Source organism: Bacillus litorisediminis, from assembly GCF_022808645.1.
GTDB classification, from domain to species: domain Bacteria; phylum Bacillota; class Bacilli; order Bacillales; family JC228; genus Bacillus_BF; species Bacillus_BF litorisediminis.
This window is the reverse complement of record NZ_JAKZKT010000016.1, coordinates 66,631-92,192: the sequence shown is the minus strand read 5'-3', so window position 1 is coordinate 92,192 and position 25,562 is coordinate 66,631. Positions and strand designations below refer to the sequence as shown.

Here is a 25,562-nt window from a genome sequence, read left to right as displayed (position 1 = left end):
GCTGACTTCTAACTGTTCAGCTATCTATCGCTAGATAGGTTACCAAGAGTACTTGGCTTTCCAGTCAGATCTCCCCAGGTAAGAGTGCAATCTTTCCCTCCAAATATCTGCTTCATTTACTCTGTATCATCTTTGGCAGAAAGGACTTTGTTTTGTTATGCAAACTCATCCAATGATACCTAGCCTTATATGAAGTTCGTGTTCCTCAGACCGGAGGTTTGCCGCTCGCTTCCTTCAGATTCCGTGTCACCACGGACACCCTTGCGTTAAGCTACTGTTACTTCTGCCTTCACAGTTCGGGACTTTCACCCTATAGATTGCACCCATGCTGGGCGCACATAGAAAAAAGGGGAGAATTCATGCTCTCCCCTTTTTTTTTATGCCGGAAATTCTTGCTTCTTAATTTTTGCAAATAGATAGGTCAATACAAATGGAAGAACAATGGAGATTAGCATGCCAATTGCAAAAACAAGCCAATATTCCTGCATAATAGATAAAATTCCTGGCAGCCCGCCTACTCCAATCGAATTCGCTCTAACGCCAAAGAAGGAAATAAAGGCACCTGCAATGGCGGATGAAGTAATCGCACTGATAAAAGCAAAGCGATAGCGTAAGTTTACACCAAACATCGCTGGTTCCGTGATTCCCATATACGCTGAAATTCCAGCCGTTAATGCTAAACCGCGAAGCTTCTCATTTTTCCTTGCGAGCACCATCACAGCCAACGCAGCTGACCCTTGAGCAATGTTAGACATAACCAAAATCGGCCATAAGAATGTTCCATTTCCGGTACCGATTAACTGCAAATCAATTGGCAAGAAGGTGTGGTGCATTCCCGTAATAACAAGCACTGCATATAAGCCGCCATAAAGCAACCCGCCAATAATTGAGAAGTTATCAAAAATCATGACCATTGCATCAGTTATTACATTACCAATCGCAAAAGTAATCGGACCAATTGCGATAAAAGCTGCAAATCCGGTAACTAATAATGCTACAGGTCCGACAACAAGCAATTGAATTGAGTCATGGACACGCTTTTTCAAAAAGATTTCTAACTTAGCAAGTAAATAGGAGGCCACCAGAACTGGCAAAACCTGACCCTGATAACCTACTTTCTCAACGGTTAGGCCTAATATATTCCAAGTCGGAACCTCTCCAGCCTGAAGTGCACTTCCATATCCCCAAGCATTTAAAAGGTCTGGGTGCACAAGCATGGATCCTAATACAATCCCAAGTATCGGGCTTCCACCAAATTTTTTAACTGCCGACCAGCCGATGAGGGCAGGAAGGAAGGTGAAGGCCGTATTCGCTATTAAATTGATGATGCCAGCTAAATCTGCCCATTGCGGATGAACCGCTATGACAGAAGTTCCTTCATAAAATAAATCATTCGCTGTTAAAAGATTGTTGATCCCCATCAAGAGACCCGCTGTTACGATTGCTGGCAGAATCGGAATAAAAATATCTGCTAATGTCTTAATCGCTCTTTGTAAAGGATTTAATTTTTCTGCTGCCTGCTCTTTAATATCCTCTTTTGAGGCATGCTCTATCCCGGTTTGTGCTGCTAATTCTTTATATACTTTGTCAACTGTTCCTTGACCAATAACCACTTGGAATTGACCATTTGCAGAAAATGATCCTTTTACAACATCAATCGTTTCCAGCTTCTCTTTATCGACTTTTTCATCGTCTTTTAAAGCAAAGCGCAAGCGTGTTACACAGTGAGTTGCGCCTGCAATATTCTCTTTACCGCCTACAGCCTCAACTATCTGGCGGGCTGAATCTTTGTATTCACTCATGGTGCCCCTCCCGTAATCGTTTTCATTTTATACATTATTTTGCTGAATCCCTCGTTTTTTATGAGGAATATCTGTTGTTTTAGTAACATGTATATACATGTTACTAGTTAATTCTAAACATGTATATACATGTTGTCAACGAAAATGTTGACGCTTCCAAAAAGAACCGTTTTAGTGATTTCGGTTTATAGACCAAAATTTTGACTGATGGAAATTCAGTTTGACCGATAGAGCACAAATTTGACCCGTAGAAACAAGTTTTGACCGATAGAACTCAGATTTGACCCGTAGAAACCAGTTTTGACCGATAGAACTTCCAGTTTGACTGATAGAATCCCGTTTTTGACCGATAGAACACAAATTTGACCCATAGAAACCTTTTTTGACCGATAGAACTCAGATTTGACCCATAGAATCAAGTTTTGACCGATAGGCACCCCAATTTGACCGATAGAAAAAATTTTGACCGATAGAACACAGATTTGACCCATAGAATCAAGTTTTGACCGATAGAACTTCCAGTTTGACCGATAGAATCCCGTTTTTGACCGATAGGCACCCCAATTTGACCGATAGAACTCAGATTTGACCCATAGAATCAAGTTTTGACCGATAGAACACAGATTTGACCCATAGAATCAAGTTTTGACCGATAGAACTTCCAGTTTGACCGATAGAATCCCGTTTTTGACCGATAGAACTCAAATTTGACCCATAGACACCATTTTTGACCGATAGAACACAGATTTGACCCATAGAATCAAGTTTTGACCGATAGAACTTCCAGTTTGACCGATAGAATCCCGTTTTTGACCGATAGACACCCCGATTTGACCCATAGAAACCATTTTTGACCGATAGAACACAAATTTGACCCATAGAATCAAGTTTTGACCGATAGACTGCTTGAATAATTTCACACAATTTTTCCCCTGTCTGAGAATATACAAAAAGAAACCACTTGGACGCTTTACCAAGTGGGTTTATCAATACATTTTATTCAAATAAAAAAGGACCTTCGCCATATCTGTTTAAGATATCAGAGATATAGCCTTTTTTTACAGGCTGGAGAAAAACAAGTGCAGCATTTTTCAATTGAATTTCAAACCCTTTCCCAAACCACTCTTCTTTAGTTACTTCCTTCTTTTCTTCAAACGGGAAAAAGCGGTACCATTTATTTAATGAATCAGCTACATTATGCACGGCGTAGTAGACTTTTGAAATTGATAAATTATGATCGATTAGTCCTTGTTTTTCTAAATCGTTTTTTCTCTCAATATCAGACTGCCCCCACTCAATCAAAAAGGGGAGCTCCAGTTCTCCAGCTTTTTGTTTCAAAAACAGCATTTTCCAAGTCAGCGTAATCCCGTCACTTCGGGTTCTTCTTCCGTCAAACAGCTGATGCGGAATATGCTTTTCGCTAAAACCACGTGCAACCTCATCCATGTTATAGGTACGAAGAGCAATCTGTCCAAGGTGGTTTCCGGCGGATTCTTTTTTCAATAAATGATGGACAAGAGGATTTTCAGCCTTCTTCGCTTTTTCTCTATCTTCAATAGACAGCCATTCGATATAGGCAAGATTCGGCGAATACCACAAACTATTATACGTCCCCCAATCGATATGACTGCCGCCTCTTTTTGCAGGGATTCCTTCTTTATTTAACGCCTCGGTTTTCGAATTTAAGTCTTCATAAACAAACTGCACAAGGTGATCTAAATAAAAATCCATGCTTCTCCTCCTTTTAAAAATAAATCAGAAGTTTTGATTTTTCCTTTCCGGGATATATATATATGTCTGCTTCAATTTTACTTAATATATGATTAATAATGAATTCAAATGGTCTTAAAACTGGCAAAGTCTTCATCCATCGTTTTTAGAAATTTCTCATGGTAATATTAATAAAGGGGAACTCTTTTAAAAACAGGATACTGTGAGGAATGAAAATGGACAATCAATCAGCGTAAATCACCGTGGAATTGCCGCAGATTGCTTTAACGCCGTGTGGGTCTATTAAAAAAGCAGAAACTGACCGAATGATTGCATTCCCGCTACCATTGGGAACTAATTGGAGCCCCGTAGATCGGTCTAGCGGGGAATGGCAAATTTCTCGTGTATATTCAGTTTTAGAGAGAGGTGAACCCGCTTTATATCACACAAAGCGTAATCTTGAAATCTGTCAGGAACACGGAATTGGGAATTTTGATCTCACCTTTGCGTATGAAGCTATGGCAAGAGAAAATAAAGTTTTGGGGAATACAGCTGAAGTATAATACTTCAAAGAACTTGCTTTTGAAGCGGCTGAACTCATTCAAAAACCAAAGGATCAAGAGTATCTGCTTCAAGATTTAGCCACCATTTAAAAATAATAAAAGAGGTGTAATCATGACACTACTAAATGAAATCCTTACATACAATGAAAAGTTTGTAGAAGAAAAACAATATGAGGCTTACACAACAACTAAATTCCCAAATAAGCGGATGGTCATTCTCACCTGTATGGACACAAGATTGGTTGAATTGCTGCCAAAAGCAATGAACCTCAAGAATGGCGATGTAAAAATTGTTAAAAATGCAGGGGCATCTGTTAATCATCCATTTGGCAGTGCAATGAGAAGTATTTTAATTGCCCTCTATGAGTTAGGGGCTGAAGAAGTACTAGTAATCGGGCACCATGACTGTGGCATGAGCAAGGTAAACAGCCATGACACCATTCAAAAAATGAAGCAGCGCGGAATCTCTGATCAAACTCTTGATACTCTCAGGTTTTCTGGAATAGATACAGAAAAATGGCTTGCAGGCTTTAACAGTGTTGAAGAAAATGTGAAAAACAGTGTTGACATGATCAGAAATCATCCTCTGATGGACAAATCAGTTCCTGTGCATGGACTGGTTATTAATCCCGAAACCGGGAAGCTTGATCTAATAACTGAAGGTTATCATTCTTAAAAAGCAGTTCTTTCTCGGAACTGCTTTTTTCCTTTTAGCATAACTCTTTCATTCAACCGCCATTTCTATTCGAATTTTTAGGCATACTATACGTAAACAGGGGTGATTAAATTGGATGTATCGATTGACTTACTAAAGGAACTGGGAATTAGTGTAGCCATTATCCTGGCGTTCTTACTGCTTAGAAAACTGTTTACTACATATATTTTTAATTTTATAACGGGACTTTTTAAAAGAAAATCGACGGAGTTTGTGTTTCATATCCTCCTTGCCTTCGAAGGGCCATTGAGGTGGCTGTTTGTATCAATTGGAGTATTTTTAGCGTTAGATCAGCTGTCATTCATGAATGAATATATGTGGGCTGTGATTCGGATCTATAGAGCCAGTATCATCGCACTCTTAGCGTGGGGGTTCTATAATTTAACAGCTGCTTCTTCACTCATATTTCAAAACATTAATAAACGATTCAACCTTGAAATGGATGAGATGGTCGCTCCATTTTTATCAAGAATCGCCCGGTTTATTATTATTGCTCTTGCCCTTAGTGTCATTGCACAAGAGTTTGACTACGATGTAAATGGTTTTATTGCGGGTCTTGGCCTCGGCGGATTAGCCTTCGCCTTAGCTGCCCAGGATACCGTCAAGAACGTTTTTGGCGGGTTTGTTATTATTACCGAAAAGCCATTTACGATTGGGGATTGGATTAAAACAAAAAGTGTAGAAGGGACAGTCGAAGACATTTCCTTTCGGAGCACCATCGTCCGGACGTTCGCCCAGGCACTTGTTACCGTCCCAAATTCGACGCTCGCTAATGAAGCCATTACCAACTGGTCGAAGATGGGCAAAAGGCAAATTACCTTTACCCTGCCGGTTTCTGGCCAAGCACCTCCAGATAAGCTGAACCAATTTATTGAAAATATCCGCGAGTATCTTAAAAATAATGAGGACATTCATCAAGAAACGATTTTTGTTACATTTGATATGATAGAAAATGGAAATTACGAAGTATTTTTTTATCTCTTTACTAAAACTACTGTGTGGGGAGAGTATTTACAAATTAAAGAGCAGTTAAACTTTGAAATTCTTCGTATGCTGGAAGAAGCAAACATTGAACTGGCCTACCCGACCCGTTCCCTCTTCCTGGCCAATATGGAAGAACGGCGGTTTTCTCTTGAACAGGATGCATAGAATTACAATAAAAAAGCCCTCCAACCAAAATATGGGGGCTTTTTTATTTTACAAGGGAATGTTTGAAAGCATAGATGACCGCCTGTGTCCGGTCCTGTACATCTAGCTTGCTTAATATATTACTTACATGAACCTTGGCTGTTTTTAAGGCGATAAATAACTCGTCGGCAATTTCTTGGTTCGTCTTTCCTTGAGCCATCAGCAGCAGAATTTCCATTTCCCGCTCTGTCAACTCTTCATGAGGAAGACGCTCATTGCCTTTTCGCATTTTTGACATCACTTTTCCAGTTACTTCTGGCTCTAACACAGTTTGCCCGTGAAATGTCGACCGAATTGCTTCTGCAATCTCGCTTGCTTTCGAGGTTTTTAATAAATAGCTTGTAGCGCCAGCTTCAAGTGCCGGATATACCTTATCGTCATCAAGAAAGCTTGTCACAATGATAATTTTAGCTTCTGGCCATTGCTTCATAATTTCACGGGTGGCTTCAATGCCGTCCATTTCCTTCATGACTAAATCCATCAAGATAATGTCCGGTCTTAATTCAAGTGCCATTTCCACAGCCGTTTTTCCATTATCCGCTTCCGCAATTACTTCAATATCCGGCTGAGCAGACAGATACGAGGATACTCCAATCCGTACCATTTCATGGTCATCCACAAACAATACCTTAATCATTCCCATCACCTTCTTTGCTTACCTTCGGAATTCTCACTTCTAACTTCGTTCCATGCCCAGGTATACTCACAATTTTACATAATCCGCCAAGTTCAACAGCCCGTTCATACATATTTTGCAATCCGTATGAACCTGTTTTTGTTTCTTCCACGTTAAATCCAATGCCGTCATCAGCAACCCGTAAAATAATCAGGTCATCTCTTTCAATAAATAATACTTCCAATGATTTAGCTTTAGAATGACGGAGAGTGTTTGAAATCGATTCTTGGAAAATACGAAACAGATGATCCTCTACCCCTTTATCAAGCTGCAAAGGTTCAAGCTTCCACGTAACCTCCATTGGAACTTTTAAAGAAAGCTCCTGGAGCAGTTCCTTCATTCCTTCATGAATCGCTTTGCCTTTAAGTGCAACCGGACGAAGGTGAAGAAGCAGTGCTCTCATTTCCATTTGCGATTGCTGAATCATTCCCTCAACCAGCTTCAGCTGCTTTGTCTCTCGGTCTTCTGGATTGGACTTAGTCTCCGTAATGGCAGACATCATCATCGAAGCAGCAAATAACTGTTGGCTTACCGAATCATGCAGTTCTCTTGCCAGACGCTGTCTTTCCTGAAACACCATTTCTTCAATTACTTTTTCTTGATCGGCCGCTTTTTCATTAGCCAGTTTTTGTGACAGTTTTGTCTGTTCCGCTATCTGTTTTTGGATTCCTTCCATCCGGCTCCAAATCGGTGCAATCTCCGGGACTTTATGAGGCTTTTCAAGGGTTACCTGCTTTCCTTGTTCTAACAGATAAAGACCCTTTTCCACATTGCTTAACTGATTTCTCCAAAAAAGACCGGAAAAAATCCCAACAATAATCGCTAAAATAATGCAAAGCCCAGGGACAAATGTAATAAAAGGCATATCCAAAATTTTCGTTTCCCATAGCAATGACCATTCTTCTAATGGAAAATAGAAGAAAATGGCCACTGTTAATAAGGCCATTACTCCTAAGGTTAAGCCAATACACATCATCACATGCCGCATAATCGTACTCATAATCGCTTCACCTCTAGTTTTCCTAGAAACATGGTGGTGACGATTTTTATTTTTTGTGTGGCTTTCCCATATTCAGGAGTCTGATACATCACATTGGCTGAAAATACTTTTTCCTCTTTTTGTTCAAAAATATCAAAGGTTCCGGCTACAACGGAATGGCTCGCCTGTACTTCTAAATCATAGGGAACATAGATTTGAACATTCCCAATAATATTGCGAATCATTATAACGGATTCACCTTTAGGCAAAACCGTATTCGTTAAATCAATAATCGTGTCCCCAATCCCTGCCTGAATATTGATATCATGCCATTCATACACAGTTTCAGGGGTTCGCTGTCTGCCAATCAAGATATTCTGGAATAAAGGATTTCTGATGTAGAGAGGAGAAGAGCCATTATGAAAAGCTTCGCCCTCGTGAATAATTGGTTTAATCGGTGTCGGTCGCTGCTTCGACCGGCCGTACTGCAGCAAAATATAAAAAATCGCAGCAAACAGAAGCAATCGAAAAGCAAAGGAGCTTAAAAATCCGATGATTAAACTAATAACTCCAAACCAAAAAAGTATTTTCCCTGACATGCGAGGAGACCACTTTCTCCCCCAATAAATAAAAAAAACGGATATCGCAATGGAGAAGATAAAACCTGGATTGAAAAAAGAGATTTCTAGGATCAATAAAATAATGAGTGCAATGACAGCATATTTAAAGATGTCCGATTTCTTTCCAACATTCACAGGTCTCTCCTCCTTTCTAGGTTGTATAAGATAAAAAAGGCTGAAAAGGCGTAGTAACCTACGCCTGTACTCTTACCATTTTTAGAATACCACGTTTTTCTTATTGAAGAGTATTAGTTTCTTCTTTTTTTAGCTCTTTTTCTAGCTGAGCAATTCGAGCATCAATGGTATTTCGGTGATAATCCGAGTTAATTCTATACTCTAACCGGTCTAGATAATTTTCTAGCTCACTGAATTTAGAAAACGGCTGATTAGTAGAATAGGTTGCAGATTCAAGCATTTTATTAATTTTCATATGTGCACGTGTGATATTTTCACGCCCCATTAGCTCCATCCGCTTAATATGCATATCTTTTAGCTTATGCTTCATTTCCTCGTATTTCCGTTCAAGCTCGACTAGCTGCTGCAGCACCTTGGTGCGAGCTTCTTTTAAACGGGCCACTCTTTCTTCATACATGCGGAGCTCTGTTACAGCAAACTCATGAAGTTCTTGATCGCCAGCTTTTGCAGCGATATCAGCCTGATGTTGTCGTTTTTCCAATAGCTCTGAGGCATGGTGATATTCGCGGGTAAATTCATCTTTTAACATATACTGACGTTCTAAGAGCTTGCGGACCTTTTCTACCTCCTGCTCACATTGGCGAAGATATTGGTTTAAAGAAGCAATTGGATTCTTTTGTTCTTTTTGATCTAAAATCTCATGAAAATCGGCAGCTACTGAATTTTTAATACGGTCCCATAAATTTGTCATATGGATTCTCTCCTTTATTAATAATGTTTTTTAAGTTCTGACCATTCTCTTTCAAAATTGACAAATGGATCATCGTTCTTTTCGGTGATGACTTCTTTTTCCTTGTTCCATTTCTTATAGACTAGGTATAAGACGACGATGGCCACCACTCCTGCAAGCGCCGGAACATTGGATAAGGTTGCAGATAATGCAATCAAACCAATGATTGCCCACAAAATCTTTTTACCTGTTGATTCTGCCTTTATAAATTCCTTAGCAGAGTAGTATAAGATGACGGCACTAATGGCAAGGCCAACCATCGGTCCTAATGTCCCAAGTAAAACAAGGATGGCAGTTCCACCTATCAGCAATAACAAGAATTTTTTCATCTTTAATTTCCTCCTTTCGGGTTGTTGCATTTCCTTTATGTCACTATCTTATCTGCATTCTCGTCTTCTCATAATGAGCTTCAGCTATATTTTGGTATAGGGCTTGAGGCTTAGTCAGGGTCAGACCCTGTAACATTTTCTGTGGAGTGCCCCCGTTTTGAATGAAAAAAGAAGCAGCCAGATTAATGCTAGCTGCTTCCTTCCTTAACTTTTTCTATATCCAAAATGTTTCACCAATTGCAAGTACCTTTAGCATCTCATCACTTAACTGCAGCCGGTCCCATTCTTTATACATTCGTTCTAACGCTTCAGGACCTGTATCATCCGCAAGACGAAAGGCTCCGTAATGCATCGGGATAAAGAGGCGCCCCTTTAATTCTAAAAAAGCTTTGATTGCATCTTCCGGGTTAATATGAGACACCTTCATAAACCATTCTGGTTCATAGGCACCAATTGGCATTAAAACAATATCCAGGTCAAAACGATGAGCGATATCATGAAAGCCTCTAAAGTAACCCGTATCCCCAACGAAGTAGACGGATTGCTTTGGGTTATGAGCTTCGAAAATCCAGCCTCCCCAATGGGACCTATTCGTATCGGTTAACGATCGTTTCGTCCAATGCTGGGCAGGGACAAATGAGATTTGAAGACCCTTGTATGTAAAGCTGTCCCACCAATTCGCTTCTACTACTTTTGAATAACCTCTTCTTGTAAAAAGAGTCTTAAGCCCAATCGGCACGTAGAAAGAAGGGCTTCCTTTTAGTTTTTTTATTGATCCAAAATCAAGATGATCATAATGCCCGTGAGAAATAACGACGATATCAATTTCAGGCAGCTGCTCTATCGGAATACCCGGTTCTGTTAATCGTTTTTGAATTCCCATCCGATTGGCCCAGACCGGATCCGTTAAAATATTTAATCCTTCGAGCTGAATCAGAAAGGTAGAATGACCTACCCATGTAATGGAACGGTCTGTTCGGTTCTGTTGCAGTTTTAAAATCTCTTTTTTCTCAGACTGTGGAATTTGTATAGTCAGATCCTTTTTATTAGTCCTTCTTTCTCTTTGCCAACGCAGCATATCCGAAAACGTTTTTGTGCTTGTCACATTGTCGTAGTTTTGATACCGTTTCTTCATCGCTGCACCTCCTGTTCCATTGTACGATTTCCTCTAAGCAAATCTTCTTTTTTCATAGATTCTTTACATATCTTTAAAGAAAACTTGCCGACTGTCGAGCCTTAGGTTGAAGACAGAGGCGTAGTTCACTTATCCTTTATTCCTGAAATTACTGCTTCGGATATACTTCTTTGCTAAAATTTTATACAATTTTACATGTATCAAAAAAGACGGCCATTTTCGGCCGCCGCATTTGTCTTCATTTTATAGCATGCTTTGGAACCAATACCCCATAAAGCTGCCAACATAATTTCCGATGATATAGCCTAGTGTTCCAACAAGCATGATGGGAGCAATTAAATCGGTCCAGCCCCTCGACACAGCCATCGCTGCTGCCGTTGTTGGTCCGCCTACATTGGCATTACTGGCTAATATCATTTCTTCTAGGGTAAATTTAAACAATCTTCCGAAGAAAAAGGTGATGACCATATTACCTAAAACAATAATGGCGACAAAAACTAATAGTAACGGAGCTGCTTCTAGCAATAGAGGGATGGAAGCTGGAACACCAATCACAACAAAGAATAAGTAAATTAAATACGTCCCAAGCTCTTGCGCACCATTGATTCTTTCAAAGAAACGATGAAATACCGTTACCAGCAATACGGTAATGGTCGTCAGCATTAAGTATTTATCCCCTAGTATACCGTCAAGAATGACCAAAAATGTATTACCTGAATCTTCGCTAGGAATGAAACTATTAAAAACTTGTGCCAGTTTGAAAGAAACCGCCACAATCACAAAAGCACTTCCCAACGCAAAGGCAATATCCTTTAACGAGATATCCTTTCGCTTCCAGTAAGCAGCGCTTTGAGTTTCTCCTTCCCTTACACCTGTTTTTTCAACCTGGTCAATATATGGAGTTTTGAAGTTTTTCCTGAAAAATGAAATCGAAGGAATTGCAATTAATACAAAGAAATAGATTGCCATCATAAAATTATCAGCTACTGTAGCAGCGGAAACCATTTCGCCTGGTGTTTCAAATTTCGCAGCCAGTGCCGCAAAATTAACGCCCCCACCAATATAAGATCCTGTCATCATCGCACCAATTTTATCTAGGACAGGTATGTAGTCTTTTAAAGTGATAAATGCGACCGTTACTCCGGCAACTGTCCCGATTGAACTAATCAGAAAAATAATGAGCAGCTTTCCGCTTTCATTCCAAATCTTTTTTAAATTGGCCTGAAACAATAATAGAGGAATTGCTAACGGAATTACGTATCCCCAAACTGCATCGTAGACAGGAGAAGCAGTCGGAATAATATTTAAATTTGCCAGAATCATAGCTCCAACGAGTGCGATAATGGCACCCGAAACCTTTGAGGCCCATTTATATTTTTGGTCTAAATAGATACTTATGGCAGCCCAGGCGGCTAAAAAAGCCCACAGGAGCCATGTTTCATCCGGTTTAATCAAACTTTCCAAATCTATTCTCCTTTCCCTGTATCATATCCCTTCTATTTAAACACAAGTTTTAATTTTCTAACAAGTTTTATTGCAGAACTAATAATCTCTTAAACTTGATCATACTTTTTCTTGTAATTCGATAAAGCGACGAGTGGCCATATATATCGATAGCTATGATAATGAATATAAAAGAAATCCGCCATCCCTTGCCCTGCCGGATACCATTCTGTCCAAGAATTGTTTCCGCTATTTCTGATTAAAAAGGCAATTCCATTTTCAATCTGCCTGGTTGGCCGGTCAGAAGCTGCAATCAGTGCATCCACCGCCCATGCAGTATGCGTCAATGTGCTCTCATTTAAAGGTATATATTTTTTATAGATATCACTCTTACAGGACTCTCCCCAGCCTCCATCCTGATTTTGCGTTTGCTTTAGCCATTTTATCGCATTTTGGATGGCGGGATGTTTGTGAGATTCTCCCACAGAAATTAGTCCTGTTACAGCTGCCCAGGTCCCGTATATATAACAGATCCCCCATCTTCCATACCATGATCCATTCTTTTCCTGATGATCATAGAGCCATTTAACTGCCTTCTCTATCCGTTTATTTGGTTTTTCAAACTCTGTATAATTCCCTAAAAACTCTAGCGTTCTTCCCGTAAGATCCGCACTTGACGGATCCATTAGAAAAAACTCTGCGCCTTCCATCGGTACCCACTCTAGCCATTTTTCGTTAATTCCCCTCTCAAAGGCTGGCCAGCCCCCATCTTTATTTTGCATCGTATGAAGCCATTGAATCCCCCGGTTCCATGACTGAAGAAGATTAGGATCGTCTAACACCGCACTGGTCAATGAACGGAGACTTGCTGTTGTATCATCCACATCTGGATTGATTGTATTACTTTCCGAGAACCCCCATCCTCCTGGCTGCCCCTTTGGATTATGAATCACCCAATCTCCAAATTTATGATGCTGTTTATTTAATAGATACTGGTTCGCCTTTACAATCGCCGGGTCATAATCAGGCAATCCTGCTTTTTGCAGCGCCATTCCAATGAGTGAGGTATTCCAAACGTTAGCGGTTGTATACTGAATATGAACGTGATTCCCAATTACAGTTCCCATAGATGCCAGCCCTTCTACCGCTTTGACAATAATGGGATCTTGCTTGGATGTCCCCATAGCAAGCAGGGCAAAAATCATATAAAAAGTAGAACTAAAATAGTTCAATAGGGTTCCATCCGGCTCTATTCTCTGCAGCATATATTGCTTTGCTTCATCTAATGCACGCGCCCGAATTCTTTCAGGAATTCCTAGCAATGTACTGATCCCTTGTTGAATCAAGGTAAAAAAGGAACGCCATTCTTTGGAGCGATACTCCTCCCAATAATCATCTATGTGATTTTCACGCTGGGATAGATACAGATGGGAAAGATCCGGACTTAAAGTGGTCTTTGCCTGAAGACGAAGACTTGTGATAATCATCATCGGGGCTAAATTGGCACGTCCAAAAACTGAGATATCATAAAAATTAAATGGAGAAGAACGCGGCAAGAGCATAATTTCTACCGGAATCGGTGAAAAGGTAGGCCACGGGTATTGCCCTGTCATCGCAAGCAATACCTTTAAATACACTTTTGCCTTTTTTAATCCGCCTTTTTGCCTGATGAAATGGCTTGCTCTTTTCATATGAGGATCTGATTTTTTACGATAGCCAGAATATAAAAGGGCATAGTAAGCTTCAATCGTTAAAGACAAATTCCCGCCTGTCTCGTCCTCATAAAGTTTCCATGCGCCATTTGGTTCTTGCCTGCTTTCGATTCGTCTGACCAGTTCTTGAATAAGCGGTTCATCATGCCACTCTAGTGTCCTAAGTAAAATAATCATATAGGCATCAGTCATGATTCCTACATCAAATGGATAGGTCCACGCCCCATCCTCGCGCTGATCCCTTTTCAAAATAGAGACGATTCTCTCGATTTCCGCCTGAACCTGTTCAATCATCCCGATCCCTCCAGTCTTTTTCTATCAATATATGAGATAGACTGAAGCAAACATTCAAAAGGAATTGACTTTTACCTATTCTTTCCTATATAATTTTTCAAAACTCATATTAGAAAAAACAATGACGAGGACTAGTAAAATGATTCTGTCAATCACAGAGAGGGAACCGGCTGCTGAAAGGTTCCTATTGGCTATCATTTGAACCTACCTTCCGAGTTCTGTATGTAAAAGATACAGCGGTTTAAACCGTTATATAAGCAAGTGTATAAGGTATTTTGCCTTATAAAACAGGGTGGTACCGCCAAGTCTTGGTCCCTTTTCGGGGGTCAAGGCTTTTTTATTTGGGGTGTTTTCTAAAAGATTTTTGCTGTTGACAGATACATTTTTACTGAAAAAGCTTAACAAGCAGTTGAAATACAAGAAGACTCATTTCCTCTGCCTCATATAAACAGCAGATTGCAGCAGCGGAAAGTGGGAAAAGCGAGCGAGGCGAGACCCCACAGAACAGAACGTCAGTGGAGTTCGAGGACTCTCGTGGATGCCAGCGGAAAGCGAAGTGTATTTCAACTGCGGTTATTTACAACAAACTTTACGAAAACAGCCTTTTATTTTTATTTCAGAAGGAGTGTCATATATGAAGGAGTCAAAGGAGTTTGTTAAAAGCGTAACGGCGATGGATGAAGACTTTGCCCAATGGTACACAGATATTGTCACAAAAGCTGATTTAGTCGATTACTCTAGTGTCCGCGGTTCGATGATTATTCGGCCATACGGATATGCATTATGGGAAAATATTAAACAGGAATTGGACAATCGCATTAGAGAAACAGGACATCAAAATGTATATATGCCATTATTTATCCCAGAAAGTCTGCTGCAAAAAGAAAAGGATCATATCGAAGGCTTTGCCCCTGAAGTCGCTTGGGTCACTCATGGCGGATCAGAGCAGCTAGCCGAACGGTTAGTGGTCCGCCCGACTTCTGAAGTGCTTTTCTGTGAGCATTATAAAAATATTATTCATTCTTACCGGGACCTGCCAAAACTATATAATCAATGGTCCAATGTTGTTAGATGGGAAAAAACAACCCGTCCATTTCTACGTACACTTGAATTCTTATGGCAAGAAGGACATACTGCTCATGCCACAGATGAAGAAGCGCATGAGGAAACAACTAAGATGCTCGAAGTGTATGCAAGTGTATGTGAAGAGCTTTTAGCAATCCCTGTCATAAAGGGGCAAAAGACAGAAAAAGAAAAGTTTGCCGGCGCCAAATTCACCTACACAATCGAAAGTCTAATGCATGACGGGAAAGCCTTGCAAACCGCTACTTCCCATCATTTAGGAGATGGATTTGCTAAAGCTTTTGGCATCCAATACCTTGATAAAGATGGGAATTTACAGTATGTTCATCAAACATCCTGGGGCTTTACGACACGGGTGATTGGTGCATTGATTATGGTTCATGGTGATGACCGGGGTCTGGTAATCCCGCCAAAGGTTGCGCCTACTCAAGTAATGATAGTTCCAATTGCTCAGCATAAAGAAGGAGTTTTAGACTTTGCTTATGATTTGAAAGACAGGCTATCTGCCGTCGTAAGGGTTGATATGGATGCCAGCGATAAAAAACCTGGCTGGAAGTTTAATGAATACGAAATGAAGGGGATTCCGCTCCGCTTAGAAGTTGGGCCAAAGGATATTGAAAACAATCAGGTTGTACTGGTTCGGCGGGATACGGGCGAGAAACTGTTTGTCTCAATGGATCAAATAGAAGATAGGATTGTTGCACTTTTAGACGAGATTCAAAAGAACTTGTTTAATAAGGCACAAGCGGCACGTGAGGAAAAAACATCGACTGCTGCTGCCTTTGATGAATTTAAAACTAAATTATCAAGTAACCCTGGGTTTATCAAAGCAATGTGGTGCGGAGATCGGTCGTGTGAGGATCAAATAAAAGAAGAAACGGGCGCTACTTCCCGATGTATTCCGTTTGAGCAGGAGTCGGTTTCCACACAGTGTGTCCGCTGCGGGAAAGAGGCCAAACATCTGGTGTATTGGGCGAAGAGTTATTAGAGATTCCGGGTATATAAAGAAGAAGATTTCCCCTTTCAAATTATAAATCTGTCCTTCATAACCTTATGAAGGACTTTTTTACTTCTGTTTTTCTGCGTTTAGTACTTGATAGCCTTATGACGGACATTTACCTGAATCCACGGCCGGGTTTTGTCCTTCATCTACCTTATGAAGGACATTTGATTGGATCGCCGACCGAGTTTTTGTCCTTCATCTTCCTTATGACAGACATTCGCCTGGATCCCCGGACGGGTTTTGGCCTTCATCTGCCTTATGAAGGACATTTGCCTGTGGTACTGACTGGATTTTGTCCTTCATCTTCCTTATAACGGACATTCGCCTGGATCCCCGGCTGGTTTTTGTCCTTCATCAATCTTATGATGGACATTTGCCTGGATCGCCGGACGGGTTTTGGCCTTCATCTGCCTTATGATGGACATTTGATTGGATCGCCGACCGAGTTTTTGTCCTTCATCTTCCTTATGACAGACATTCGCCTGGATCCCCGGACGGGTTTTGGCCTTCATCTGCCTTATGATGGACATTTGATTGGATCGCATGCTGGTTTTTATCCTTCATCCACCTTATGATGGACTTTTGCCTGGATCCCCAGCCGGGTTTTGTCCTTCATCTGCCTTATGATGGACATTTGATTGGATCGCATGCTAGTTTTTGTCCTTCATCAATCTTATGACGGACATTTACCTGAATCCACGGCCGGGTTTTGTCCTTCATCTACCTTATGAAGGACATTTGATTGGATCGCCGACCGAGTTTTTGTCCTTCATCTTCCTTATGACAGACATTCGCCTGGATCCCCGGACGGGTTTTGGCCGCCTTCATCTGCCTTATGAAGGACATTTGCCTGTGGTACTGACTGGATTTTGTCCTTCATCTTCCTTATAACGGACATTCGCCTGGATCCCCGGCCGCGTTTTGTCCTTCATCCGCCTTTTGCACGGACATTTTGACTAGGGGACTGGACGAGTTTTGTCCTTAAGAGCCCGGCACAAGGACCGTTCTTATTCTCTATCTCCTTTTAAACCCTTTTGGTATCTCTTGCATCCTATTAAAAAAGCTCAGGGATTTTCCCTGAGCCTTTCTATTTTTGATATAAATAAAGTCCATAATCCTGCATGACTGAGGTGTGACCCATTTGCCGCAGCATGGTTGCAATATTGCCGCGGTGGTAGGCGCCATGGGTCGCAACGTGTAGCAGTGTTTCGGCAACAGACGTTTCTAGCCGGCCTGCATACGGATTTTCAACAACCATTACCTGATCCATATCTTCAATACTGGCTAGCAGTTCTTGCCACTGATCAGATAAATTCACAAATCTATTTTTTATTTCCTCCAAACTTTTAGCTTCCACTTCCGGCCCTAATTGAAATGAATGTTCCATCGCTTCCTTCATGGTTTTCCCAGAGATAATCTCAAACCATGTATGGTCTACTTGGTAAATATGCGACAACACCTTCGCTACCGAGGAAAAACCGCTTTGAATCTCCTTGTGATAAATATCCCGTGGCAGCTCTAATAACCGATCCATTATCACACTATTTGCCCAAACATGATAATGGTACATGTCTAATGCAGGATGAACCATATTTTTATCCTCCTTACCTTTAATCAAGTGGTTTTTCTCATTATAAAATAACTTCCCTGACAATCACTGTCAGGGAAGTATTAGTTTTTTTTCAGATTACAATGAAATGGTTAAAATTGAATTTTCTGAGATTTTACTGCTCGGTTTCTCCACATTACCATTCACCCTGATTGAACCCTCCTTAATTTTACTTACAATTTCGGAACGGCTCCAATCTGTAAATCTGTCAGAAATCGTTTTATCCAATCGGAAAGTTCCTAAAACCTTTCCAATCTTAATACAGACTAGTTGAATCCCCTCTTTTTTAAATTCTTCCAAAGAGAGTTCTATTTTCTCCAACTCAATAGTCACCCGTTCTTCCATTAACCGGACATGGTCTGTATACGTTTTATAGATTTCCAGCCTTTTGTTCCACGTATGATTTTTTTCACATTTAAAAATTGCAAACCGATAAATCGTTTTCCCGTTTGCATTATGCCTCCTGACATTTGTATCAAAGAAAGGAACAACCTTGCCACAGTTACTGCAGTGGCGATGGACCACGTTATCCTCTTTTACATTCACTAAATTCCAAACCAATTCCTTGGTTGCAATCTGCATTTTTCCTTCACCTCTTAAAGATAAAGGAACAGACACATCACTATTTGGATATCTTGCAGTATGCGGAATTCATACATTTTATATGGAAAAAACTGCAGGTTTTAGTACCCTCCCTGTTTATTCACAGCAAAAAAGGTTCCCCCAAATAGGAGAACCTCTGTGTATACATACTACAGATCTGTTCTGTTCCTTTGTAATGGGATAAATGGGCAGACTTCCCCCTTGACGAAAAACCTCTCGTTTTTCAAAAAGCGGAGTCTTATCCAATTCATAGCTTCCATTACAAAGTAAATGTTGGCATACAGTCAGAACGATCCTTTCTATCCAAATAGTGTTATAGGGATATTTTAACAAATGATATAGAGAATTTCTATAGCTTTTATTTTTAATTTAGATTCTTTCCATTTATACTTTTCTCCTCAGCATCCTAGACCCAAACAGAACCGCCCAGGCAGGACCTTCTTCTTTTATAAAGAACTTAAGGGGCAGCTCCAATGCTTCGATGACCAAGGTATCACTGGCACTGGCTCTTAATTTAAATTTTTCTCCTGCCGCTTCAGCAACCCACTCATTGTCCTCTTCTAAAATTGTAATGTTGCCGCCTTCAGCTGATTCGTACGTACCTTTTAAAAGCTGCAGCTCTCCCGGAGTCGCTTCATAAACAGGTTCAACACTCCTCTTTTGATCAAGAGGAAGACCCAAAACTGTGTTAACGGCCGCAAGCCAAAGCTCCGCAGCCGGTGCCTCGGAGACATTCGTAAGTACACTGACTGCCACTCCTTTTTCCGGAATAAAGCCAAAGTTCGATGAAACACCCGGCTGGCCACCTCCGTGCTCCACAAGGGTGACACCCGAATAATCAGGTGTTACCTGGAGAGCATAGCCGTAGTAGGAGTTACTTTTAATAGGATGAAGATGGTTCCACATTTTACGAGTATACTTAGTGGAATCCTCCAGATAGACCTGGCCATATTTTAAAAGATCGAGAACATTGGAGCGGATTCCTCCGCCTACCTCATAGTTTCCTAGAGTTGGCCATGGCTGTTCTTCGTAGGACTTGGTTTTCCTATTATACATATAAGGAACTGAAACATTTTGTAGTTTCGCCACTTCCTCCAAGCTAAAGGTTGAACGATACATCTGAAGCGGGTTCAGGATTTTTTCCGTCACGTATCTGCGGTGAAGCCTGCCGGTTAACCGCTCAACAATTTCTCCTAACAGCAAAAAGGTATCATTACAATAACTAAAATACTCCCCTGGTTCGCCAAGCATTTCGTACTCTTCATTTGCCAAATACTCCAAATGGTCTTTCAGTCTGTTCAGCTCTTCCCTCCTCCGCATTGGCGGTAATCCGGTTGTATGGGAAAGCAAATGATAGATTTTAATTGTACCCATATCCTTTACACCATTAAGCTGAAATTCTGGTATGTACTTAACAACTGGGTCATGGACTGAAAGCCTGCCTTCCTCTTCCAACTGTATAATAGCTAGAGCTGTAAATGATTTTGTGACAGAGGCAATCCCAAAAATCGTTTCTGGAGTAACCGATTCCTTAGTAGTTACATTGCGATACCCAAATCCTTTTTCGTAAATCACCTCTCCGTTTTGGGAAACAGCTACTGCGGCACCAGGGATATGTTTTTCCCTCATTATCTTTTCTACATAAGACTCGAAATCCTGCCATTTTTGCTCAGACATTTTCTCCGCTCCATTTCAATTGATGAAAGTGAAGCCCACGAAGTGTAAGCTTTTTGATGATTTGGTTACTTTACTAAATAAGCAATTCCATCGGGATGGATGCCAGCTGGAATGCGAGCTTCCTCTTCAAGCGTCTCCATATTGATAACCGAAATATCATTTGTTTTGTTATTGGCCACAAATGCCTTTGTTCCCTCTGGATTAAAGACAACTCCGCCCGGCCAGACACCAACACGGATCCGTTTTACTTCCCACGGTCGTACCATATCTTTTAATTTGAATGCTGTTTCGATGATTGATAGATCGCCTGATTCGCGATTTGGAATCAGCGCATATCTGCCATCCGGTGAAAAGACAAGCCGGACAGGACAAGTTCCAAGTCTTCTTTTATGTAAAACTTCTAATGTTGCCGTATCGATTACATAGAGGTTATTGTCATCTTGATTGGCCACGTATAGCTCTTTGCCGTTCGGGTGAACAGCCACGCCTTCTGGCCCTCTGCCGACTGGGAAGTGGTTCAAAACTCTCTCTGATTCAACATCTACTACCGTCATGTTATGACTTCCGATATTCGGGACGTACACCGTTTTTCCCATCTGGAGAGAATGAAATCATGTGAGAAAGCTTTTGATAGGTAGGAAATACATTTGTAATTTCATCTGTTTTTGTATCAATCACAAATAGTTTCTCGCTGTAGGTGGATGCCATAAAGACTTTTGCTCCGTCATTCGTAATCCCTAGTCCATGCGGGAAATTAAAATCAGGATGCTCTAAAGTGTTGGTAATTTCAAATGTCTCGTTATCCAGGATGTTGATTTTATTACCAAGTGAACAGGTAATATACGTCTTCTTGCCATCCAGTGTGATTATTAGCTCATGCGGATTATAATCTGTTTCAATGACCTTTAGGGTTTCGTAGGAGTTCGCATCAATAATCGATACCGTATCCTCGTCCTTATTTAATACGATTAATAATTCAGCCATATGCAGAACCTCCCTGTTGATTTATTCAAATAGTATCATAGTTTTTTATAGTAAGATATTTAAAAAATTAAGAAAGATAGGTCGGATTTTGTTTCACATCAACAAAGTGACCGTCTGCCTCGATTTGACCGGCAAGCCTAAACAACAAATCTTCCCTGCCCCTAGCCGCCATAAATTGTACCCCAATCGGCAATCTCTTTTCAGAAAGAAAGAGGGGAAGGGTCATCGCCGGTTGGCCGGTTAGATTGGCAAGCTGTGAAAATGGAACCTTTGATAAATTTTCAACCGCTAATTTATCGACAATTCCCGTTTTTTTCAGCAGACCGCCTAAGCCTAGTCGGCCAACAATTGAAATAGCCAGTTTTTCTGCAGGTTTGGGCTCTAGCTCACCTATTTTGACAGGTGGAGTTGCCGTGGACGGTGTTAAGTAAAAATCATAGGTTTCATGGAACTCCTCCATGATGTAAGCCGCGCGGTCCCATTCACGGATACTTATGGCCATTTCTTTAGCACTCGTAGCTTTGCCGAGCAAACCTAGCAACCAGGTAGTTGGCTCGACATCGCTGTAGCTTGCATTTCTGCCAAGGATACTTTGTAAATTTTCTAAGGTGGCTGCCACTTCGCCAAAGTAGTTGTTCAAATAGCTTTTGGCAATTTGATGCCCATCTACAGGAGCTTCTTTTTCTTCGACTATATGACCCATTGATTCTAGCAGCTTCGCTGTTTTAAGAACGGCTTCCCTGCATTCAGGGTCAACCTCTGTTCCGAGTGGTGATTGGGTGGTAAAAGCAATTCTTAGCTGTTCAGTTAATGGCGTTTCTGCATCCTGCAGATAGCTGCCATTGTAGTCTTGCGCATGAAAGGCGGCCCATTTCACATGTCCCTTTATCTCATCAAGCATTGCTGCACTGTCTCTAACGGATCTCGATAAAATATGATCCACGGAAGCCCCTTGCCATTCACGCCCAATGGTTGGACCCACGGGGGTTCTGCCTCTTGTTGGCTTTAATCCAAACAGGCCGCAATAAGACCCTGGAATTCGAATGGAACCACCGCCATCATTGGCACCAGCAATCGGAACCATGCCCGATGCAACGGCTGCTGCAGATCCGCCACTGGACCCTCCCGGAGAATGATTTGAATTCCATGGATTTCTCGTCGGTCCATAATGCTTTGGTTCTGTAATTCCCAAAAGGGCAAACTCCGGCACATTCGTTTGGCCAAGGATAATCGTTCCGGTTTTTTTCACTCTTTTTACATACTCGGAATCTTGTTTGGCTCTATAATTTTGAAATGCCTTGGAACCTGCCGTAATCGGCTCTCCCTCGATTTCTTGCGCAATGTCTTTCAATAAAATCGGAACGCCCGCGAACGTTCCGGTTGGCTCTATTTTGTCTGCCATTTTTTCAGCTTTTTCATACATTTTATGTATAACCGCATTGAGTTTCGGATTTTTCGCCTCGATTCTTTGGATCGCGGCTTGAACCAGTTCTCTCGGATGTACTTCCTTTTTCTTCACTAGTTCAGCTAAGCCCAATCCATCATAATGAATATACTCCTTCACCCGCCCCACACCTCTCTATGATTTTCTATTTCTACACATTTCTCTATAACTTTCGAAATTCCTACAAAGCACATAAAAAATCCTTCAAGACATCGGTTGTCTTGAAGGATAACGCGTTCGTCTATTGCTGATGTTCGCCCTCTTTTACTTTCTTATGTCCATGATGGTGCCGATGCTCCATCGGCTGGAAGCCACGCTCCTCCATTCTTTGGTAATGCTCGTCCATCCAGGATTTTACCTTTTCTGCTGTTTCTTTTGACATGGCCCCATATTCAACATATTTATCCACTACTGTTTTTCTCAGTTCAAAAATTTCCTTATAAAGGTCAGCCAGCACCTTTTTCTGATCTTCCGTAAATTGAACCTGCTTCTCAGGTTCTGGTGTATTCGCTAAGACCGGTGCTGCATTTAGAACCATCGCCAGCATTACAACAGCCGTTATTATCAGAAACAAACGCTTTTTCACTTTCATTAACACTCCTTTCGTAATATGGATTATTTTGTCACCCGCAATGGAAGATTATGTATTCATCCTTTCATTTTTTAGTATTGATTCATTACACAATTACAATGAAAGTACAAACTGTTAGGCAATACACTGATAATATGATGCGTTAAGCCTGACAGAAAGGAGTGTATCTGATCTATCCGAGTCATGCGCAAGGAGTATATAACCATCAATTATCTGTCCCATTCTCATGGAGAATTATGTATGAAAAAAGAAATGGTCAGGAGAGCATACCTCCTGACCATCAGTGCGAATTTATCAACGGATTTTGTACATTTATCAACAATTGAGGAATATAATCAACGAATTCTGATCTTTTATCAACAAATTTAAATTTATATCAACAAAATCTAACTTCTTTGCAGCATGCCTTATTTCCCCAACTCCTCGACCATCAGCGCCAGTTCCTCCCAGCGCTCCATCGTCCGTTCAAGTTCGGTTTCAAGCTCGGTCTTTTGCTCCATAAGTTTCTGGATTTTTCCGAAATCGCTGCCCGCAGCAGCCAATTCTTCGTCGAGTTCGGCGATCTTCTCTTCAAGACCTGCAATTTTATCTTCAATGCCGTCCCATTCAAGCTGGTCTTTATACGATAGCTTCTTCCTTTTTTCGGTTCGCTGTTTCGGAGCCGCAGCCTCTTTTACATCTTTTTCATAAGCCGCCTTCTTCTCTTTAAATTCTTCCATGAACTCGGTGTAGGAGCCCTGGTAACGGCTGATACCGCCGTGTCCGTCAAATACAATCAGCTTATCTACAACCCGATCTAAGAAATACCGGTCATGAGACACCGTAATTACGACGCCGGGAAACTGATCTAAATAGTTCTCCAGAACACTCAGTGTCTGGATATCCAAATCATTGGTAGGCTCATCCAGGAATAGAACGTTCGGTTCTGTCATCAGCACGCGCAGTAAGTATAAACGGCGGCGTTCTCCTCCTGACAGCTTGCGAATATACGTCCATTGCATCGAACGAGGAAACATAAATCGTTCGAGCATTTGCTCGGCGGTAATCACCTGACCGTCAATCGTGTGAACAATTTCCGCTATCTCTTTAATATATTCAATAACACGGAGGTCCCCATTGATTTCGTCGTGATCCTGTGTGTAATAACCAATGCTGACTGTTTGTCCAATCTCAATCCTGCCCAAATCCGGCTGAACTCGCCCGGCCATCATGTTCAATAAAGTTGTTTTCCCGCTGCCGTTAGGACCAATAATCCCAATCCGGTCACCAGGAATTATCAAAGCATTAAAGTTATCGATGAGCGTTTTTTGATCAAACGTTTTATGAATACCATCAAGCTCGATCACCTTATCTCCGAGCCGTTTCGATCCGATGGCAAACTCTAAATCGCTTTTGGACACATTCACTTTCTGCTCCTGCAGTTCTTCAACCCGCTGTATTCTTGCTTTTTGCTTAGTCGTCCGAGCTTTTGCCCCGCGTCTTAACCATTCTAATTCTCTTCTTAATAAATTTTGGCGTTTATCCTCCCGCTGTTCTGCCTCTGCTTCCCGCTCTGCTTTTTTTGTTAAAAAAACCTCATAGTTTCCATCATAAACATAGAGCTGGCCGTGATCTAGTTCAAATATTTTATTGGTGACCCGGTTTAAAAAGTACCGATCATGCGTTACCAGCAATAACGATCCTTTATATTGGGCTAAAAATCCTTCAAGCCATTCAATGGTTTCATTATCTAAATGGTTAGTCGGTTCATCCATTAGCAGCAAATCAGCAGGCTGAATTAAGGCTTTTGCAATTGCGACCCGTTTCTTTTGTCCTCCCGAAAGATGCTTAACCTTCTTCGAAAACTCCACAATTCCAAGCTTGGTTAATACTGTTTTCGCTACCGTGTTCGCTTCCCATGCATCATGTTCGTCCATCTTTTGCTGCACAGCAAGGAGTTGCTTTTGCTTTTGGCTGTTCGTAGGATCCGCTTCAAGCTCCTGTAATGCCTGTTCATAACTCCGCATCGTTTTCATAATGGTAGAGTCGCCATAGTATATTTGCTCCAATACCGTCAGCTCGCCTTCAAGCACCGGTTCCTGCGGCAAATACTCAATTCTAAAATCATTAGCATGGGTCATGGTTATTTCCTCTGCCGATTCCAGCCCGGCTAAAACTTTTAATAAAGTAGACTTCCCTGTCCCATTAACTCCAATCAGACCAATGCGCTGTTTTTCAGCTATCGAAAAAGAGATCGAATCAAATAATGTTTTCTCTCCATAGGTTTTATATAAATTTTCAACTTGTAAAATACTCATTTGGATACTCCTTAATCAAAATCTTCTTTTATTGTAAAACAAATTTCGGGATATCACTAATCAAATGAAGTTAAAAAGGTACGATTAGCAGGAGCAATGCAAATCATTGATGAGGACTGGCCAACCATTAGCTGACACCTGCAGGCAGAAATTAGAATGGTAATAATCAAAATTCTTTT

At 41.1% G+C, this 25,562-nt stretch carries 23 protein-coding genes and 1 other annotated feature; of the genes, 4 read left to right on the top strand and 19 right to left on the bottom strand.

Annotation, left to right across the window (positions count from 1 at the left end; genetic code table 11):
- Window positions 1–377: 377 nt before the first annotated feature.
- Both treP and MLE14_RS10405 read right to left on the bottom strand, forming a co-directional pair.
- Window positions 378–1,802, bottom strand: coding sequence for a PTS system trehalose-specific EIIBC component (gene treP, locus MLE14_RS10410; RefSeq protein ID WP_243298306.1), 1,425 nt, complete (start codon window positions 1,800–1,802; stop codon window positions 378–380).
- Window positions 1,803–2,798: 996 nt separating this feature from the next.
- Window positions 2,799–3,533: a VOC family protein gene (locus MLE14_RS10405; RefSeq protein WP_243298305.1), complete on the bottom strand. Its 735-nt coding sequence runs from the start codon at window positions 3,531–3,533 to the stop codon at window positions 2,799–2,801.
- Between the two features lie 242 nt (window positions 3,534–3,775).
- Between MLE14_RS10405 and MLE14_RS10400 the strand changes: the two genes are divergently transcribed.
- The 3 genes from MLE14_RS10400 (at window position 3,776) to MLE14_RS10390 (ending at window position 5,939) form a co-directional block, all read left to right on the top strand.
- Window positions 3,776–4,075, top strand: coding sequence for a hypothetical protein (locus tag MLE14_RS10400; RefSeq protein WP_243298304.1), 300 nt, complete (start codon window positions 3,776–3,778; stop codon window positions 4,073–4,075).
- A gap of 112 nt (window positions 4,076–4,187) precedes the next feature.
- Entirely contained in the window at window positions 4,188–4,751 is a 564-nt protein-coding gene (locus tag MLE14_RS10395) for a beta-class carbonic anhydrase (RefSeq protein WP_243298303.1), read from the top strand.
- Between the two features lie 111 nt (window positions 4,752–4,862).
- A complete protein-coding gene (locus tag MLE14_RS10390) occupies window positions 4,863–5,939 on the top strand; it encodes a mechanosensitive ion channel family protein (RefSeq protein WP_243298302.1) in 1,077 nt (358 codons plus the stop codon).
- 43 nt (window positions 5,940–5,982) lie between these two features.
- On the opposite strand, the gene MLE14_RS10385 is transcribed toward MLE14_RS10390, so the two are convergent.
- From MLE14_RS10385 to shc, 8 genes are all read right to left on the bottom strand, one after another.
- Complete coding sequence (locus tag MLE14_RS10385) at window positions 5,983–6,615, bottom strand: response regulator transcription factor (RefSeq protein ID WP_243298301.1); 633 nt, start codon at window positions 6,613–6,615, stop codon at window positions 5,983–5,985.
- Window positions 6,608–7,654 carry a sensor histidine kinase gene (locus MLE14_RS10380; RefSeq protein ID WP_243298300.1) on the bottom strand — a complete coding sequence of 349 codons (1,047 nt, stop codon included), beginning with the start codon at window positions 7,652–7,654 and terminating at the stop codon, window positions 6,608–6,610. The genes MLE14_RS10385 and MLE14_RS10380 overlap by 8 nt, the downstream gene beginning before the upstream one ends.
- Window positions 7,651–8,388, bottom strand: coding sequence for a cell wall-active antibiotics response protein LiaF (gene liaF / locus MLE14_RS10375; protein ID WP_243298299.1), 738 nt, complete (start codon window positions 8,386–8,388; stop codon window positions 7,651–7,653). The genes MLE14_RS10380 and liaF overlap by 4 nt, the downstream gene beginning before the upstream one ends.
- A 100-nt stretch (window positions 8,389–8,488) precedes the next feature.
- Window positions 8,489–9,139 carry a PspA/IM30 family protein gene (locus MLE14_RS10370; protein WP_243298298.1) on the bottom strand — a complete coding sequence of 217 codons (651 nt, stop codon included), beginning with the start codon at window positions 9,137–9,139 and terminating at the stop codon, window positions 8,489–8,491.
- A 17-nt stretch (window positions 9,140–9,156) separates the two neighbouring features.
- On the bottom strand, window positions 9,157–9,507 hold the full coding sequence (locus MLE14_RS10365) for a lmo0954 family membrane protein (RefSeq protein ID WP_243298297.1): 351 nt from the start codon (window positions 9,505–9,507) through the stop codon (window positions 9,157–9,159).
- Window positions 9,508–9,721: 214 nt separating this feature from the next.
- Window positions 9,722–10,642 carry an MBL fold metallo-hydrolase gene (locus tag MLE14_RS10360; RefSeq protein WP_243298296.1) on the bottom strand — a complete coding sequence of 307 codons (921 nt, stop codon included), beginning with the start codon at window positions 10,640–10,642 and terminating at the stop codon, window positions 9,722–9,724.
- Between the two features lie 243 nt (window positions 10,643–10,885).
- Window positions 10,886–12,106, bottom strand: a complete 1,221-nt coding sequence (locus MLE14_RS10355) for a DUF819 family protein (RefSeq protein WP_243298295.1) — start codon at window positions 12,104–12,106, stop codon at window positions 10,886–10,888.
- A gap of 89 nt (window positions 12,107–12,195) precedes the next feature.
- On the bottom strand, window positions 12,196–14,091 hold the full coding sequence (gene shc / locus MLE14_RS10350; protein WP_243298294.1) for a squalene--hopene cyclase: 1,896 nt from the start codon (window positions 14,089–14,091) through the stop codon (window positions 12,196–12,198).
- A gap of 112 nt (window positions 14,092–14,203) precedes the next feature.
- Window positions 14,204–14,411 (top strand) — a binding site (T-box leader).
- Window positions 14,412–14,725: 314 nt separating this feature from the next.
- On the opposite strand from shc, the gene proS reads away from it, so the two are divergent.
- A complete protein-coding gene (gene proS / locus MLE14_RS10345) occupies window positions 14,726–16,162 on the top strand; it encodes a proline--tRNA ligase (RefSeq protein WP_243298293.1) in 1,437 nt (478 codons plus the stop codon).
- A 323-nt stretch (window positions 16,163–16,485) separates the two neighbouring features.
- Here proS and MLE14_RS10340 read toward each other — a convergent pair whose 3' ends face one another.
- The 9 genes from MLE14_RS10340 to MLE14_RS10300 all read right to left on the bottom strand — a co-directional run bounded on the left by MLE14_RS10340 (window position 16,486) and on the right by MLE14_RS10300 (window position 25,383).
- Window positions 16,486–16,722 (bottom strand): hypothetical protein, encoded by a 237-nt coding sequence (locus MLE14_RS10340; RefSeq protein WP_243298292.1) that lies wholly within the window; start codon window positions 16,720–16,722, stop codon window positions 16,486–16,488.
- A 542-nt stretch (window positions 16,723–17,264) separates the two neighbouring features.
- Window positions 17,265–17,768: a DinB family protein gene (locus MLE14_RS10335; RefSeq protein WP_243298291.1), complete on the bottom strand. Its 504-nt coding sequence runs from the start codon at window positions 17,766–17,768 to the stop codon at window positions 17,265–17,267.
- A 96-nt stretch (window positions 17,769–17,864) separates the two neighbouring features.
- Window positions 17,865–18,368, bottom strand: a complete 504-nt coding sequence (locus tag MLE14_RS10330; RefSeq protein WP_243298290.1) for a S4 domain-containing protein — start codon at window positions 18,366–18,368, stop codon at window positions 17,865–17,867.
- Between the two features lie 405 nt (window positions 18,369–18,773).
- The gene (locus tag MLE14_RS10325) at window positions 18,774–20,066 is read right to left on the bottom strand and encodes a serine hydrolase domain-containing protein (RefSeq protein ID WP_243298289.1); all 1,293 of its coding nucleotides are present in this window, start codon (window positions 20,064–20,066) and stop codon (window positions 18,774–18,776) included.
- 65 nt (window positions 20,067–20,131) lie between these two features.
- Window positions 20,132–20,620, bottom strand: a complete 489-nt coding sequence (locus tag MLE14_RS10320) for a YncE family protein (protein ID WP_243298288.1) — start codon at window positions 20,618–20,620, stop codon at window positions 20,132–20,134.
- Window position 20,621: 1 nt separating this feature from the next.
- The gene (locus MLE14_RS10315; protein ID WP_243298287.1) at window positions 20,622–21,050 is read right to left on the bottom strand and encodes a YncE family protein; all 429 of its coding nucleotides are present in this window, start codon (window positions 21,048–21,050) and stop codon (window positions 20,622–20,624) included.
- Window positions 21,051–21,117: 67 nt separating this feature from the next.
- Window positions 21,118–22,614, bottom strand: coding sequence for an amidase family protein (locus MLE14_RS10310; protein ID WP_243298286.1), 1,497 nt, complete (start codon window positions 22,612–22,614; stop codon window positions 21,118–21,120).
- Window positions 22,615–22,735: 121 nt separating this feature from the next.
- On the bottom strand, window positions 22,736–23,080 hold the full coding sequence (locus MLE14_RS10305) for a YckD family protein (RefSeq protein WP_243298285.1): 345 nt from the start codon (window positions 23,078–23,080) through the stop codon (window positions 22,736–22,738).
- Between the two features lie 413 nt (window positions 23,081–23,493).
- A complete protein-coding gene (locus MLE14_RS10300; protein WP_243298284.1) occupies window positions 23,494–25,383 on the bottom strand; it encodes an ABC-F family ATP-binding cassette domain-containing protein in 1,890 nt (629 codons plus the stop codon).
- Between the last annotated feature and the right edge of the window lie 179 nt (window positions 25,384–25,562).